The following is a 16,420-nucleotide window of genomic DNA, read 5'->3' as shown; positions in this document are numbered from 1 at the left end:
TAAAGTTATTTCGGGGATTTTTACTATAAATTTGAGATACATCTCTCAATTAATGAATTTGTTGCAATTGTTTCATTGAAAATATGATTTTCATCACATATAAGAATGGGTAAAGATGCCTAGAATCTTATAATACAGAAAGATTAATGGGAGACTCATGTATGCATACTCGTTTTCAGGCAATTTGGTCAGATTTATCCCCTCAGTTACAACAAGCACTTGCTCCTTATCTTGAGCAGGATGAATTCCCTGCAATGTTTACGGCAGAACAGGTCAATGCCATAAAAACACAGTTACAATGTAATGATGATGCCTTAGCCCTAGCACTTTTACCAGTTGCCGCAGCTTGTGCTGTCGCGCCAATCTCTAATTTCAAAGTGGGTGCGATTGCTCGTGGCGAAAGTGGTAATATCTATTTCGGTGCCAATATGGAATTTGCTGGCGCACCGCTACAACAAACGGTTCATGCTGAACAAAGCGCCGTGACTCATGCATGGTTACGTGGTGAATCTCGCTTAATCTCAGTCACCGTTAACTATACACCTTGTGGTCATTGTCGCCAGTTTATGAACGAATTGAACAGTGGCACCCATATTCAAATTCAGTTGCCGGGTAGAAAAATGGCAACATTAGGCGATTATTTACCTGATAGCTTTGGCCCGAAAGATCTCAATATCACCTCTTTATTAATGGATAAAGTTAATCACGGTTACAAAATTGATAACCCTAGTGAATTAGCACAACAGGCACTACAAGCTGCCAATCGTAGCCATGCTCCTTATAGTGGATCGCACAGTGGTATTGCTGTTCAAATGAAAAATGGCAAAATTTTCCAAGGTAGCTACGCTGAAAATGCCGCATTTAACCCAAGTTTACCGCCATTACAAGCGGCATTAATTTTATTAAATATGGCAGGTGAGTGTGTGATGGATATTGGATCTGCAGTCTTAATTGAAAAAGCAGAGACAATTTTAACGCAATGGGATGCAACACAAGCAACATTAACTGCTTTAGGTTGCCGCCAAATGCAACGCATCACTTTGTAAAAAGTTTTAACTTATTCCTCTAAAAATCTCTCCTAAAAAAAGCATCAGCATGTAAATTTTGCTGATGCTTACCAGAAAAAGTTGTAACAACCGTATCTATCTCTCATTTCCAAGCATAAAAATCATAAAAAAATAACATAAGCTGTACATATTTTTATTATTTTGTAGGATCTACAATTGTCATGTGACTAACTGCCTTACAAGAGTATTTTTCATGGAACTGGAACACGAAAGTAAACGCCCTCTCTACATCCCGTATGCAGGCCCAATCCTGCTTGAATTTCCCCTGTTAAATAAAGGTAGTGCTTTTAGCGATGAAGAACGCAGTACCTTTAACTTACATGGTTTACTGCCTGAAGCAGTAGAAACCATTGAAGAGCAGGTTGAACGCGCTTATCGCCAATATCTTGATTTCAAAAACGATAACGATAAACATATTTACCTAAGAAATATTCAAGACACTAACGAAACTCTATTTTACCGTTTATTAGAATCTCACCTCACTGAAATGATGCCAATCATTTACACACCAACAGTGGGTGAAGCCTGTGAACATTTCTCCGATATTTATCGTCGCGCTCGCGGTTTATTTATCTCTTACCCTAACCGCGCCAATATCGACGATATGCTACAAAATGCCACTAAACAAAACGTAAAAGTGATTGTTGTGACTGATGGCGAACGTATTCTTGGTTTAGGTGACCAAGGTATCGGTGGTATGGGTATTCCTATCGGTAAACTCTCTTTATATACCGCGTGTGGTGGTATTAGCCCAGCTTACACCCTGCCTGTTGTGCTGGATGTGGGAACGAATAATCCACAACGCTTAAACGATCCACTGTATATGGGATGGCGTCATCCTCGTATTACAGGTGATGAATATAACGAGTTTGTCGATGAGTTTATCCAAGCTGTTAAACGTCGCTGGCCAAATGTTTTACTACAATTTGAAGATTTCGCACAAAAAAATGCGATGCCTTTATTAAATCGTTATCGTGATGAATTATGTTGCTTTAATGATGATATTCAAGGCACAGCGTCGGTCACTTTAGGTAGTCTAATTGCAGCAAGTCGTGCTGCGGGTCGCCAATTAAAAGACCAAACTGTCACTTTCTTAGGCGCAGGTTCTGCGGGTTGTGGTATTGCCGAGCAAATCATCGCCCAAATGAAATCTGAAGGTTTAAGTGATGAGCAAGCGCGTGAACGTATCTTTATGGTTGACCGTTTCGGCTTATTAACGGACAAACTGCCAAATTTACTTGATTTCCAAAGCAAACTTATCCAAAAAAGCGAAACTATTGCTGATTGGCAAACCGAAAGCGATGCGATTTCACTGTTAGAAGTGGTTAAGAATGCAAAACCAACTATTTTGATTGGTGTTTCAGGACAAGCTGGCTTATTCACTGAAGAAATTATTCGTGAAATGCACAAACACTGTGAACGCCCTATCGTAATGCCATTATCTAACCCAACGTCTCGTGTAGAGGCGCGTCCTGAAGATATTATCAACTGGACTGATGGACAAGCATTAGTGGCAACAGGCAGCCCATTTGCACCAGTTAAATACAAAGATAAAGAATATCCAATTGCACAGTGCAACAACTCTTATATCTTCCCAGGTATTGGATTAGGTGTTATCGCATGTGGTGCCAAACGTGTTACTGATGCCATGCTGATGGTGGCAAGTCGCGCATTAGCAGATTGCTCACCAATGGCAAAAGAGGGTGATGGCTCTCTATTACCTTTACTGTCTGATATTCAACAGGTTTCTCGCTATATCGCAAAACAAGTTGCAAAAGAAGCACAAGTACAAGGTGTTGCTACTGTGACTTCTGATTCAGCATTAGAAGAAGCAATTGAACGTAACTATTGGTCACCAGAGTACCGTATTTACAAAAGAACCTCGTTCTAAGTAGTTTGAAACACTAAGTACCATTCCGAAAAGCGCGTCATTACTTAATATGAGGCGCTTTTTTCTTGCTTCCCTATCGCCGCTCAAGTAGCCTTAACTATTATGAAAGTCATTCGTTGTTTGCGTCATTAAGGCAAGGACATGCTAAAACGCCTCATTTATCTTTTTCTTACACTTTTTATTCTACTTGCAGTCACCTTGATTGCCTGCGATCGCTGGATCGGGTGGAAAACCAATCCCTATATATTTGAAGACGTGGATACATTACCTGCTAAAAAAGTGGGCATGGTGTTAGGCACATCAAAGTACTATACCAGCGGTTATATAAATCAGTTTTATCAATATCGCATCCAAGGCGCTGTAAATGCTTATAATAGTGGCAAAATTCAGTATTTATTGCTCAGCGGCGATAATGCAAAACATAGTTATAATGAGCCAAATACGATGCGTAAGGATCTCATTAAAGCGGGCATTCCTGCCTCTCGTATTGTGATGGATTTTGCAGGCTTCAGAACACTTGATTCAGTAGTACGAACAAAAGAGGTATTTGGTACAGATGGATTTACCATTATTACTCAGCGTTTTCACTGTGAGCGAGCTGTTTTTATCGCATTAGAAAAAGGAATTGATGCGCAGTGCTTTGCGGTTGCATCGCCTAAAAGCATGTTTAAAGTACGTGTACGTGAAGTATTTGCCAGAGCAGGTGCAATGATTGATGTTTATATTCTAAACCGCGAACCGCGCTTTTTAGGGCCGCCAGAAACGATCCCCGCAATACAATCTATTCCTGAAGGCATTAAAGGTTATCCTGCAGTTTCACCAGAGGAAGTCGAATCACTTCCTCTAAATGAAAATAATCATGAAAAAAGCTAAAAGAATTGTGCTAATTTCGAGGCTGATTTACGCCAAATCCACTCTATTGGCCCTTGTGGAAAATAACGTAACCAAATCACAGCAAAAGTAATATTGATTGCCCAAATGACGGCAACAAAAGGCATCAGTTCAGGTAGAGTAAATTGATTAAATAGCCCCATACGCTGAAATAAATAAATACCGATAACACTTTGCATTAAATAGGTTGTTAACGCCATTTTGCCAACACAACGTAAAGCATAGGCAAAATAAGAGTGCTGAATAATATTCCAGCTCCAATAAAACAGCGCAATATACCCCAAACTTTGCATCACTTGGATCAACATAGTTAAAGGTTGTGCAAAAATAGCCGCCCAGCGGTAATCCCAATCAAGGTAATAATCCACCAGCACAATAACCGTTTGTAAGCTTAAACTAATTGTGAGGAAATAAAGTGCCACATGACCATAATGAGCGCGACTAAATTTCTGCTGCAACCACCCTGATGCCATTAATGCAGAACCCATCAACATCGCACCAAACAAAAACCAACTATATTGACGTACTAGATTAAAGACAAAAAGACTTAGTTCATTCAAACGATAATAAACACTATTTAAATAAGGCCCTGTTTTCCAATCTGATTCAGACAATTGAGAGTATGGCGTGCTATACCAAACGGTATCAATAAAATCACGATAATAGTAAAACAGCGCACCTAAAATCAGTGCACCACAAAAATAGAGTATCGCTCCCAATATAAATTGGTGCTTTGTTGCGATTGATTTGATAAACACAAAAACAAATAAACCACACATACTATATGGAAATAAAATATCCCCTTCCCAAATAAATAATGTGTGAATAACACCAATTAATGCCAGTACAACTAATCGCGATAAATTAAAACGAGTTCCTTTATACAAAAGGAGATAAAGCGTACCACCAAATAACAGCGCAAAAATAAAGAGGAATTTTCCTTGAGCAAACAAATTTAATGCCATCCATGTTATACGATCACCAAAAGAGGCTTCTCCCGAATGTAATGGATTAAATGAAGCCACTCTTAATAATGCAAAACCTGAAATATTGAGCAATAAAATGCCAAGGATCGCCATTCCTCTCAACGCATCGAGGGCTTCAATACGTTGATGAGACGATTCATTCATTTTTATTTAAATCTCAAAGATGACGAACAGCGCGCAGAAACTCCTGACGCGTATTTTGACTAGATTTAAATAACCCGCCTAATGAAGTTGTTGTTGTTGCACTAGTTGCATCACGAATACCACGAGCTTTAACACAATAGTGAACCGCATCAATAGAAACAGCCACATTTTTTGTGCCTAGTAACGTTTGTAATGCGATAAGGATTTGCTGTGTTAAGCGCTCTTGAACTTGAGGACGCTGAGCAAAGAATTGCACAATTCGATTAATTTTAGATAACCCAATCACTTTATCTTTCGGGATATAAGCCACAATGGCTTTACCATCAATGGTGACAAAGTGGTGTTCGCAAGTACTTGTTAATGTGATATCTCGTACTGTCACCATTTCATCAACTTGCATTTTATTTTCGATTAGTGTGATTTTTGGGAAGTTGTGGTAATCCAGCCCTGAGAAAATTTCATCAACATACATTTTAGCGATACGACGAGGAGTTTCAGCTAAACTATCGTCGCTTAAATCTAGATTTAACAGCTTCATCACTTCTGTCATATGATGTTCAATTTGCTGTTTGCTCTCACTTGGAGAGAGTTTCGGTTCACGAAGAGGCGTTTCCAAACCGCGTTCAACTAACGCAGCGTGCACCCATTGCGCCTCTTTACTTAATGATGACATTGGACTCTCCGATAAACACATTAATTAAGTAGCCGTTATCGCTCTTAGCAACAACAGCCTACACTTTAGATGACCTCAATCACATTATCCAGCAATACCGCATTTTTCGTTATGAAATTATTGCATTTTTGTATGAGCTATTTTTAGTTTAAGCCTGATTTTTTTCTTTTAAACACACCAGAAAACCACCGATTATCAATACAATAAAAGCGACATAAAGTGCAGGTTCTAATTTTCCCGTCAATGCTGTTGAAAGTGAAGAAATTACAGGGCCAACTAACTGTCCGATGGCATAAAAAGTGGTGAGTAAACCCGCCATATAACGCCCATGTTGAGGCGCTAATTCACGACCTCGTAAAAACGCCAGTTGTACTGCACACATTAAGCCGCCACCAATTAAAAATGCCCCTATCGCCAACCCAGTAATGGAAGGAACCCACAGCGCAATCAGTATGCCTAACGCTTGTAACCAAAGCGTAATGGCTAAGCGTAACTGCGTGTTTAATACATTACGAGTGAAAATAGCGATCCCAATACATAATGCCGCAGAAGCACCAAAAACAGGCCAAACAAATTGCGCAATTAAGCTCCCTGGAAAGCGTTCTGCTGCCATTTGAGAAAGAAAAGTTGCGGGTAAAATATAGCCAAACCCAGCAAAGGTATAACCCCAAATCAGCCTTTTTATCGCTGGCGTAAGCGTTAAAGAGGTAACTTTTACTTCTTCTCTGCTCATTGTCCAAGGCTTTGGAAGATGATAGCTCACATATATGGCACAAATAAAAGCAAGAGAACCATAAATTAACCACCCTGCCGCCGCACTCATTTGCCATTTCATAATTAACACAGCAAGAATACCGCTGATAAATATACCGGCCCCCGTTCCTGCATAAACAGCCACACTTAATATAGGTTTATTTAGGCGAGCCAGTAACTCGTTAGCCCATGAAGCCACCAGCACTAATGTCCAGCCACTTGCCCAACCAATAAAAAAGCGTGCAATACTATGTGTAAAAGCATCATTTAAAAAAGCAGACAACAGCGTGATGATCACGGCTCCCCAAAGACCCGCCCACAAGCGATATCCCACACCTTTAACGGCTCTCATCGCATCATAGGAGCCTGCAAGATAACCAAGATAATTAAATGCAGCGACAATTCCCGCACTTGTTAACGTCAATTGATATTCTGCAATCATCAACGGCACTTGCGGTGTAAAGGTAAAGCGCCCTATTCCCATTGCAACCACTAAAGCAAGAAACCCGCTAAACGCGATATGAAAAGCTTGTGCTGAATGACTTTGGTGATTTGAAGTATTCATGGATATCCATTATTTTGTTTTATCATTTTAAATGTGCTGCTTATTAATAACAGAATAGTTAACATATTAAACCCAATTAACTAACATTTCCGCAATAAGAAGTTTCATTTCTTTCTATTCACAAGATGATCTCTGACATGATGATGTTCATCGTGATAGATTAGTATCATGAAATAAAACAGAACATTTCGATAGATCTTGGAGTATATGATGAGTCAATGTCACGTTAGCGGTTTATTATCTCTTGATGAAGCGCTAGAAAAACTACTTGAAAAACCGTTGGCAATTACCAATACCCTTAACATTCCATTAAATAACGCCGCAGATTATATTCTAAGTGAAGATATTACCTCTCCACTGAATGTGCCGCCGTTTGATAATTCGGCAATGGATGGTTATGGACTTCGTTACGCTGACTTAGAAGCTCAAACTCCACTTCCTGTTGCGGGTAAATCGTTCGCGGGTATTCCTTTTGAAGGAGAACTTCCTGCTGGGCAATGTGTACGCATTATGACCGGGGCAATGGTTCCTGCTGGTGTTGATACTGTCATTATGCAAGAAGAAGCCGAAGTGACCGAACATGGTGTCCGTTTTTCACAGCCTGCTAAAAAAGGTCAAAATATTCGCCGTATTGGTGAAGATATTAAAGAAAATGACATTGTATTACCTGCTGGCACTAAACTTTCAACAGCACAATTACCTTTAATCGCCTCTTTAGGTGTGGCAACAGTACACGTTTATCGTCGTTTAAAAGTTGCTGTTTTCTCAACGGGTGATGAATTACAAACTATCGGTCAGCCATTAAAAGCGGGACAAATTTATGATACCAACCGCTTTGCGGTACGTTTAATGCTTGAAAAACTAGGATGTGAAGTTTTAGATTTAGGCGTTATTCCTGATTCACCAGAAAAACTGCGTGAAACCTTTAAAAAGGCTGATCAAGAAGCAGATTTAGTCATCAGCAGTGGTGGTGTTTCTGTAGGTGAAGCCGATTATACCAAACAAATTCTCGATGAAATTGGCGAAATTGGTTTTTGGAAATTAGCCATTAAACCAGGAAAACCCTTTGCTTTTGGTCGATTACACAATGCATGGTTCTGCGGATTACCGGGTAATCCAGTATCAGCAACCGTGACATTCTATCAATTGGTTCAACCGTTAATTGCACGCCTATCTGGTTTTAGCCATTGGAAAGCACCGCAACGTTTCCAAGCTATTGCACAATCTCCATTGAAAAAATCAGCGGGTCGTCTTGATTTCCAACGTGGTATTGCCAGTATTAATGCCGAGGGCGTATGGCAAGTGGAAACATCTGGGCATCAAGGTTCCCATGTTTATAGCTCCTTTAGTGCCGCTAATTGCTTTATCGTTTTAGAGCGTGAACGCGGTAAAGTTGCAGCTGGCGAAACGGTTACTATCGAGCTATTTAATTCTCTATTAAAAAGCGAATAGCCTTTATGAGTATTGAATTAACGGATGAAGAAACCCTACGCTACAATCGCCAGATTGTATTAAGAGGCTTTGATTTTGATGGTCAAGAGGCGCTGAAAAGTGCCTCTGTACTGATTGTTGGTGCAGGTGGCTTAGGATGTAGTGCATCACAATATCTTACAGCCGCGGGTGTGGGAAAACTCACTTTATTAGATTTTGATACGGTTTCCCTTTCTAATCTTCAGCGACAAATTCTTCATCGCGACGCCACGATTGGTCAACCAAAAGTACTATCTGCGAAAGCAACATTAGAAGCCATTAATCCTCATGTCACAATAGAAACCGTTGATGCATTACTTGAAGATGAAGCTTTAGCGGAGCTTATTAGCCACCATAACCTTGTTATGGATTGCACTGATAATGTGACAGTGCGTGAGCAACTTAATCGCCTCTGTTTTCGTCAGAAAAAACCGCTCGTTTCTGGTGCGGCTATTCGGATGGAAGGTCAAATCAGCGTATTCACTTATCAAGATGAGGAGCCTTGCTATCGCTGTTTAAGTCATCTTTTTGGTGATAATGCTTTAAGTTGTGTTGAAGCTGGCGTAATGGCGCCTGTTGTAGGCACTATTGGTACTTTACAAGCCGTTGAAGCCATCAAACTGCTTACAGGGTATGGTGAACATTTACATGGCAAGGTGTTGATATTTGATGCAATGCGAATGCAATTTCGTGAATTCAAATTACCTAAAAATCCACATTGCGAAGTGTGCTCCACCAATTTGCCAGACAAATAACCACGTTTATGCTTGAATAAGGTAAGTCTATCTTCTTTAAACTTACCTTATTTCACGCAATCTCTAAGTTGTATTCATATTCATCATTAAGTCGATGTAACAAGCTTGTAGTATTCACTCTGATTTAATTCTACTATGACCGCCCGCGTCAAAACGCAACAGGATGCCCTATAAACAAAATAATCATTTAAGCACGCATTCTACGTGCTAAAAAAGCAATACAAGGTAGAAGAATGACATTTCAAATTGCAGACACTCTCTATTACAACGGACTTATTTATACCGCTGATCATAATGACACTATTGTTGATGCTATCGCGATCAGCCAAGGTGTGATTATTGCTTCAGGTAAAAAAGAGGGGTTACTTTCTTACTGTAATGAAAATACTGAGCAGATTGATTTACAGGGAAGAATGGTCATGCCGGGCATTATTGATGCACATATGCACCCATTTTGGGGAGGCGCAACACTAGCGGGTTGCCATCTTGATTATCAATCACTCTCTATTGATGACATTTTATTACGTATTCAGAAATACCTTGATGAAAACTTTATTGATAGTGATACCGAATGGTTAAAAGTATCCGCATGGTATCGTGAAGGTATGCAACCTGAAGGTGTGCAAATGACACGCTATCACCTTGATACCTTAAATACGACTCGCCCTATTTTGCTCTTTTCTAGCGATTGTCATAGTGTTCTTGCTAATTCTCGCGCTTTAGAGCTGTTAAATATCACCACTGAAACGCCCGATCCTCCTGATGGAAATATTGAACGTGATGGTGATAGAACACCGATTGGCATTCTTGAAGATGCGCCAGCAATGCAAGCCATTGATAGCTTGCCTCCATTGACTGAAGCTCAAAATTTACAAATAGCTCGCCATGTTCAAAAATTATTAAATAAACAAGGCGTGACCACGATTATGGATGCTCGTGTGGGTGAGCCTCAATTACGCGCCTTCAACACGTTAAGACAAGCAGGTGAATTAACCCTGCGCATAGAGAATGCCGTTGAAATCACGCCAGATGATGTACCTTGTATTGAAGATATTCCAAGCGCTGTATGCCATGCTGTCGCTCGTTTTTCGCAATGGCATCAAATCAGCGAAGGTGCTCAACCCAGTGTTGCGATCCGCCATATCAAACTTTTCCTTGATGGTGTATTACAAGCGCCGATTATGACAGCGCGCTTGCACTCACCTTATCGTATTAACGTTGGCACTGATGATACGCCACACTGGCAAGACTCTGAACATATTGGCGATCTCTATTTCTCACCTGAAATTTTAACACCGTTAGTCACAGAAATTGCCCGTGCTGGTTATCACCCTCATATTCATACTGTTGCTGAAGGTGCAATTAGTACGGCACTTGATGCTATTAGTGCAATGCGCAAAGCCTTACCTAAAAAAGACATAAGACCAGGGCTTGCACATAATGAATTGATGTGTGAAAAAGATTATGCCCGTTTTACACAACTAAAAGCCTTTCCTTTCCTCTCCTTCCAATGGGCAGCAGCAGAACAGAGTAATATCGAAAAAGATATTGAAATGCTAGGTAAATCTCGCTGTGACTATTTAGAGACTGCTGGCAAGTTTATTGATGCTGGCGTTACTGTTGCTTTTGGTAGCGATTGGCCAATTGATCCACTTAATGAATGGTACGATTTTAAAGTTGCGATGACTCGCCAAAAAGATGCAGCAAGCCCACGCCTTGATAATGATCGTAACCTTACGTTAATTGAAGTCCTACGTGCTGCTACCATTAATGCCGCTCAGGCATTAGATATGGATAAACAAATTGGATCATTAGAAGTCGGAAAATTTGCCGATTTAATCGTATTAGATAGAAACCTGTTTGAAATATCGGCAGAAGATGTTGAAAATGTCAGGGTATTGTGTACGATCATTGCGGGGAAACCCACAATTTAGCTGAATAATATAATTAATAAACCCGCTTAAAAAGCGGGTTTATTTTTATCATCGCACTTAACATAATAAAAAATAAGATAAATTTAATAGAATTATAAAGTAATTCCCATCATTGTGCTGACTTCTTTTAATCCTTCTCGCTCATAAAAACGTTTAGCTGCACCATTTTCAGCTAATACAGACAATTCGAGATGCGTCATTTTTTCTGATTTTGCCCACTCTTTCATTGCGGTCAACAATAAACGACCTACGCCTTGGCTACGTACCGTAGGATCAGTAACGATATCGTAAATATAAGCATATTTACGTTGAACCAAGCAGTTAAACATAGGTGTTTCTTGAATTTGAGCAATACTGAATCCAACCACTTTACCGTCTAAATCTGCCACTAAAAGATGAAATTTATTATTTTGAATACCATTAATAATAAAAGCTTCATCTTGTTTACCGGGCTTTAATCTCTCTGGCTGTAATGTTGCCATTTCATCAAATAAATAGATATAAAGAGTATTAATTTCTTCTACATCAGACAATATTGCTTTTCTTATGATTATCATTTTTTACCTTTATTTGTTATAGGTTTTTACTGGAGGTGCAATATATGTTTCAAATTTATCTAATAATTGAATAGGGCATTGTTCCACAATAGCCATATGGCGATATTTTTCATGTAAGAACTGTTCATCCGCCATTTTATCAATCATCATCAAAAGCGGATCGTAAAATTGATTAATATTAAGTATGCCCAATGGTTTTTGGTGCAAACCAATTTGGCTCCATGTAAAGACTTCACTAAACTCCTCTAATGTACCGAAACCACCGGGTAAAGCGACAAAACCACCAGCCAGTTCTATCATTTTACTTTTACGTTGATGCATTGTTTCAACAACATGCAGTTCGGTCAGATTTTTATGAGATATTTCACGCCCTTCTAATAGCGTAGGAATAACCCCTATCACCTTTCCGCCTTCAGCTAATACAGTATCAGCGAGAGTGCCCATAATACCGACACTGGCACCACCATAAACTAAGGTAATATTACGTTTAACTAGCTCTTTGGCAAAAATAATTGCTTGTTCTTTATAAATAGGTGAAGCGCCTAAACTAGAACCACAATACACTGCGATAGATTTTATTTTACTCATTTCTTTATTCTCTTTTAGCTAGTTAAATCGAGCTTGGAATTATACTGAAGGTATTTTTAATAAAAAAGGTTAAAAAAAGTGTTTTTACGCTTTTTATTTCACATATATATTTAATCATTATTAATGCTTATATTTATGAGAAGTCATTTTTTATTTTATTAAAAATAAATTAAGTTATATTTTAGCTAATCTCACTCAACTAAATTAAAATAAAAAATATTTATTAATGAATAGCTATATTAAAGTCGGTGATTTTATTTTATATTATGCGATCCTTTGTTATCTGCTAACAGAGAACACATAACGATTGATTATTGACGAGGTTTTATAGGATGTTGTCAGCCAGACACTCAGCTAAATTACAGGTGTTTTACCCTGTGCTTCTTTTGCTTCTCTCCATGCTTTCAATTCAAAGTGGCGCATCCCTTGCTAAAAGCCTATTTCCTGTTATTGGTGCTCCAGCTGTAACGGCATTACGTCTATTATTGGGTACTTTAATTCTCTTTTTTATTTTTAAACCGTGGCGACTCAAATTCACTCGAAAATCAATTATGCCACTGTTTCTATATGGTTTATCTTTAGGGGCAATGAATTACCTTTTCTATCTTGCTCTTGAAACCATTCCTTTAGGAATTGCTGTTGCCCTTGAATTTACAGGCCCTTTAGCTGTTGCTATGTTTTCATCGCGCAGAGCCATCGACTTTTTATGGATAATTTTAGTCATTGCAGGCTTAGGATTATTGCTACCTATTGGCGATAATATTCATGGATTAGATCCTCTAGGTATTCTTTATGCACTGGGTGCTGGTGTAGGTTGGGCGCTATATATTGTATTCGGACAACGTGCAGGTAAAGGTTACGGTGCGGCAACAGTTTCAATTGGCTCATTAGTGGCTGCCTTTATTTTCGTTCCTATTGGTATGTTACAAAGTAGTCCTGACATTATGTTTAGCTGGTCAATTTTACCGGTTGCATTAGCCATTGCAATTTTATCGACTGCATTTCCTTACACCTTAGAAATGATTGCTCTTACACGTTTACCCGCTAAAACGTTCGGTACTTTAATGAGCTTAGAACCTTGTATGGGTGCCTTTATTGGTATTATTTTCTTACACGAACATTTGACACTAATTCAATGGATTGCCCTTGCCTTTATTGTATTAGCCTCTATAGGTTCAACAGCAACCATGAAAAATAAAACCAAAATTGAAGAGGTTAAATAATTACTTAACCGTATTTTCTTATAAGAAATAAATATTTATTTAAAAAGGATCTTATGATCCTTTTTTCTTATTCAATAATAACTTTACTGACCTATCATTGCTATTTTGCGCTCATTGTCTTACCCTAAATAGACTATTTCGATAGATTAGATTTTTTTAATAGATGACCTATCAATTTAATAGTATCAATCGATAAGACTAACCATTAATAACTCACTATCATCATTAACAGAAATTAAGATATTGAGTTATTAATTATTTAGGGAGAACGATTATGAGTACTGCTAAATTAGTCAAATCCACACCTTCAACTCTGCTTTATACCCGTAATAACCTCGATGACAGCGTAAAACTGCACGCTATTGAATTATTGCAACAGATGGTGACGCAGTTTATCGACCTATCTCTCATCACAAAACAAGCGCACTGGAATATGCGTGGCAGAAACTTTATTTCTGTTCATGAGATGGTTGATGGCTTCCGCGATACCATTAATCAGCACACTGATGAGTTCGCAGAGCGTATTGTTCAGTTAGGTGGCACAGTATTAGGCACAGCACAAGTTGTCGGTAAAAAAACACCACTGAAAGCTTATCCACTGGATATTCATGATGTGCAAGATCACCTAAAAGCACTGGCTGATCGTTATGCTGTTGTTGCTAATGATATTCGTAAAGCCATTGACGAAGTTGAAGACGAAGATACCGCCGATATGTTTACTGCTGCATCGCGTGATCTTGATAAATTCCTATGGTTTATTGAAGCCAATATTGAAAATTAATCTACGTGTAAAGAGACGTGATTAATATAAAAAAGGCTGCCATGTAAGGCAGCCTTTGTCTATTTTCTGATTGAATTAAAATTTATACACCACACCCGCATTAACACTAAAACCATTCCCAGGGAAAAGTAAGGCATCATTTTTTTTCACTGTTGGATTGGCCAAAGTGCTTGCCGCATAGCGTTTATTCGTAATATTGTCTAAATTCAAATAAGTAGACCACTGATTATCATATTGATAATGTGCATTAAATCCTAATAATGCATAGGGTTTACTCTTTTGAATATTAAGATGGTTACCATGATCAACAGCAACATTTGTGGGTGACCAATACAGTGTAGGACCAAATCTCAATCCATTTAATTGATAGTTAATTTCACCCGAAATAAGGTTTCTAGGAACACCTGCAATATATTTTCGATTATATTCCCCGCCCATAAAACGAAAATCATTATACGTCCATGTTGCACGATAGAGAAAATCACCAACACGAAGCGGTTGAATCGCATTGATACTGAATTCAACACCTTGATGGCGAGTTTTTGCAGGATAATTATAAATATCAACAATATTCCCATTTTGATCGTGGGATGTAATATATTCATCTTTAATAAAACTGCGATAAAGCACCGTACTTAAACCGATATTATCTGTTAATTCAATATCACTACCAATTTCAAAACTGGTTGCTTTTTGAGGCGAAAGTTTTAACAGATTGACCTTATTTAACGGCGCTTTAGGATTAATAATATCATTAAAAGAAGCCGGCTCTTGGCTCATACTGACATTAGCAAATAAGCGTGTATTGTAATTAGGATACCAAATCAGCCCAACTTTAGGTGTTAAGAAATTAAAGGACTGTTCAAGAGAATTATGGCTCGAAAATACATCTCTTTTCGCATGAGTTCCTTTTACATCCAGATTAAACAACACACTGTTACTAATATGTATACCCGCCCCTAAAGACGCATAGATATTTTCAGCTCGTCCATCATATCGTCCTAGCCAGCCTTTGGGATTTTTCTCGATATCATCTTTCATTATCGAGTGATCCCAAGCTAACGCGGCACGATAACTAATATGCTGAGTTTCTAATTTATAATTAAATTGAGCGCCTTTAGTATAATAATTCACAAATTGGTAATGACTGGGTGTTTTGAAATTATCATGTGTTTGTGAATACCACCATCCAAATTGAATATCGTGAGCACCACTATTCCATGTCGATTTATTGGCTATACGTAATTGTTCGACATTTCTATGGGGATCTTTTTTCTTAATTGCAGGTAATACCGCTTTAGGATCATTCTCAACCATTTGTAAGGTTGCTGGGCCAGGAACATCAAAACGCAGATCAGTCCAATTAATCCATGTTCTATTTTCAAAGTTGTCTGAAGTATACCCGAGTGTTGAGCGCATTGTTTTACGTTGAGAAGCAGAGTGCTCTCGATACCCATTATAATGGTCATAACTTAGACTTATTCTGGCATCAATAGGATGATCATCACTATAACCGCCTAACGCCATTTGTAGACCTTGACGCCCAAAAGAACCTTGTTCATAACGCAATTGATTTTGATTATTTCGTCCTGTATAGGTGATAAAATCAAGCTCTCCCCCTAAGTTATTGCTTTGCAATTGTGTACTATTTGTACCGCGGCGAATGCTAATAAATTGTGCATCTCGTACATCAATCATACTTGAGTGAAAGCTACCATCGGCTTCATTAAGAGGCAGTCCGTCTTGGAGTAATAATACCCCTCTAGAAAGTGGCGCACTTTGAACACCTGAGCCTCGAATACTTAAACGAGGTTGATCTAATCCACCAAATAAACTTTGTATCACGATACCTGGTTGATCCTTTAAGGCATCATTCAACGTTAATAAGCGATTTTCATGATCAACCGTAATTAAATTAGTTCCCCCTGCTATATTGCTTATTTTTTCAGCTTCAATGTTATAAATACGATTTGACGAATGACCTTCTTTTTGTCCACTGACAATAATATGTTCTGGTTTATTTTCATTCGCTTGGGAATAACTCAATATTGGTGTAATCGAAAGCAAAGAGGAAGAAATAAACCACAAGGATTTTTTTAAAATAGGCATATTTATCGTTCTATTTATCATTAATAAAAGAAT

The 16,420-nt window shown here is 38.5% G+C and carries 14 protein-coding genes; 8 read left to right on the top strand and 6 right to left on the bottom strand.

All coding sequences use genetic code 11. The annotated features are described in order from the left end of the window. Nucleotides 1–161: 161 nt before the first annotated feature. The 3 genes from cdd to sanA all read left to right on the top strand — a co-directional run bounded on the left by cdd (nucleotide 162) and on the right by sanA (nucleotide 3,831). Entirely contained in the window at nucleotides 162–1,046 is an 885-nt protein-coding gene (gene cdd / locus F1325_RS05650; RefSeq protein WP_109373466.1) for a cytidine deaminase, read from the top strand. 214 nt (nucleotides 1,047–1,260) lie between these two features. After that, the gene (locus F1325_RS05645; protein WP_109373465.1) at nucleotides 1,261–2,958 is read left to right on the top strand and encodes an NAD-dependent malic enzyme; all 1,698 of its coding nucleotides are present in this window, start codon (nucleotides 1,261–1,263) and stop codon (nucleotides 2,956–2,958) included. Between the two features lie 141 nt (nucleotides 2,959–3,099). After that, nucleotides 3,100–3,831 carry an outer membrane permeability protein SanA gene (sanA, locus tag F1325_RS05640; RefSeq protein WP_109373464.1) on the top strand — a complete coding sequence of 244 codons (732 nt, stop codon included), beginning with the start codon at nucleotides 3,100–3,102 and terminating at the stop codon, nucleotides 3,829–3,831. Here the strand turns inward: sanA and yeiB are convergent. From yeiB to F1325_RS05625, 3 genes are all read right to left on the bottom strand, one after another. After that, complete coding sequence (gene yeiB / locus F1325_RS05635; protein ID WP_160230097.1) at nucleotides 3,828–4,979, bottom strand: DUF418 domain-containing protein YeiB; 1,152 nt, start codon at nucleotides 4,977–4,979, stop codon at nucleotides 3,828–3,830. The genes sanA and yeiB overlap by 4 nt on opposite strands. Nucleotides 4,980–4,992: 13 nt before the next feature. Further along, complete coding sequence (gene folE, locus F1325_RS05630) at nucleotides 4,993–5,652, bottom strand: GTP cyclohydrolase I FolE (protein WP_023581251.1); 660 nt, start codon at nucleotides 5,650–5,652, stop codon at nucleotides 4,993–4,995. Nucleotides 5,653–5,800: 148 nt separating this feature from the next. Continuing rightward, nucleotides 5,801–6,970: a YbfB/YjiJ family MFS transporter gene (locus F1325_RS05625; protein ID WP_109373462.1), complete on the bottom strand. Its 1,170-nt coding sequence runs from the start codon at nucleotides 6,968–6,970 to the stop codon at nucleotides 5,801–5,803. A gap of 210 nt (nucleotides 6,971–7,180) precedes the next feature. Between F1325_RS05625 and moeA the strand changes: the two genes are divergently transcribed. The 3 genes from moeA to F1325_RS05610 all read left to right on the top strand — a co-directional run bounded on the left by moeA (nucleotide 7,181) and on the right by F1325_RS05610 (nucleotide 11,129). Further along, on the top strand, nucleotides 7,181–8,422 hold the full coding sequence (gene moeA, locus F1325_RS05620) for a molybdopterin molybdotransferase MoeA (protein ID WP_109373461.1): 1,242 nt from the start codon (nucleotides 7,181–7,183) through the stop codon (nucleotides 8,420–8,422). A 5-nt stretch (nucleotides 8,423–8,427) separates the two neighbouring features. Continuing rightward, a complete protein-coding gene (gene moeB / locus F1325_RS05615; RefSeq protein ID WP_109373460.1) occupies nucleotides 8,428–9,195 on the top strand; it encodes a molybdopterin-synthase adenylyltransferase MoeB in 768 nt (255 codons plus the stop codon). A 233-nt stretch (nucleotides 9,196–9,428) separates the two neighbouring features. Continuing rightward, entirely contained in the window at nucleotides 9,429–11,129 is a 1,701-nt protein-coding gene (locus tag F1325_RS05610) for an amidohydrolase (protein ID WP_160230096.1), read from the top strand. Between the two features lie 92 nt (nucleotides 11,130–11,221). Here the strand turns inward: F1325_RS05610 and F1325_RS05605 are convergent, their stop codons facing one another. Beyond that, nucleotides 11,222–11,686, bottom strand: coding sequence for a GNAT family N-acetyltransferase (locus F1325_RS05605; RefSeq protein WP_109373458.1), 465 nt, complete (start codon nucleotides 11,684–11,686; stop codon nucleotides 11,222–11,224). Between the two features lie 9 nt (nucleotides 11,687–11,695). Beyond that, nucleotides 11,696–12,274 (bottom strand): TIGR00730 family Rossman fold protein, encoded by a 579-nt coding sequence (locus F1325_RS05600; RefSeq protein ID WP_109373457.1) that lies wholly within the window; start codon nucleotides 12,272–12,274, stop codon nucleotides 11,696–11,698. Nucleotides 12,275–12,606: 332 nt separating this feature from the next. Here F1325_RS05600 and rhtA point away from each other — a divergent pair, with 332 nt between their 5' ends. Both rhtA and dps read left to right on the top strand, forming a co-directional pair. Next, the gene (rhtA, locus tag F1325_RS05595; RefSeq protein WP_100159509.1) at nucleotides 12,607–13,497 is read left to right on the top strand and encodes a threonine/homoserine exporter RhtA; all 891 of its coding nucleotides are present in this window, start codon (nucleotides 12,607–12,609) and stop codon (nucleotides 13,495–13,497) included. Between the two features lie 274 nt (nucleotides 13,498–13,771). After that, complete coding sequence (gene dps / locus F1325_RS05590; RefSeq protein WP_100159508.1) at nucleotides 13,772–14,278, top strand: DNA starvation/stationary phase protection protein Dps; 507 nt, start codon at nucleotides 13,772–13,774, stop codon at nucleotides 14,276–14,278. A 75-nt stretch (nucleotides 14,279–14,353) separates the two neighbouring features. Here the strand turns inward: dps and F1325_RS05585 are convergent, their stop codons facing one another. Then, entirely contained in the window at nucleotides 14,354–16,387 is a 2,034-nt protein-coding gene (locus tag F1325_RS05585) for a TonB-dependent receptor domain-containing protein (protein WP_109373456.1), read from the bottom strand. Nucleotides 16,388–16,420 lie beyond the last annotated feature (33 nt).

The sequence above is a fragment of the Proteus columbae genome (genome assembly GCF_009914335.1).
Taxonomy (GTDB): domain Bacteria; phylum Pseudomonadota; class Gammaproteobacteria; order Enterobacterales; family Enterobacteriaceae; genus Proteus.
Note: the sequence above shows the minus strand (reverse complement) of the source record. Positions and strands in the feature narration are given on the sequence as shown.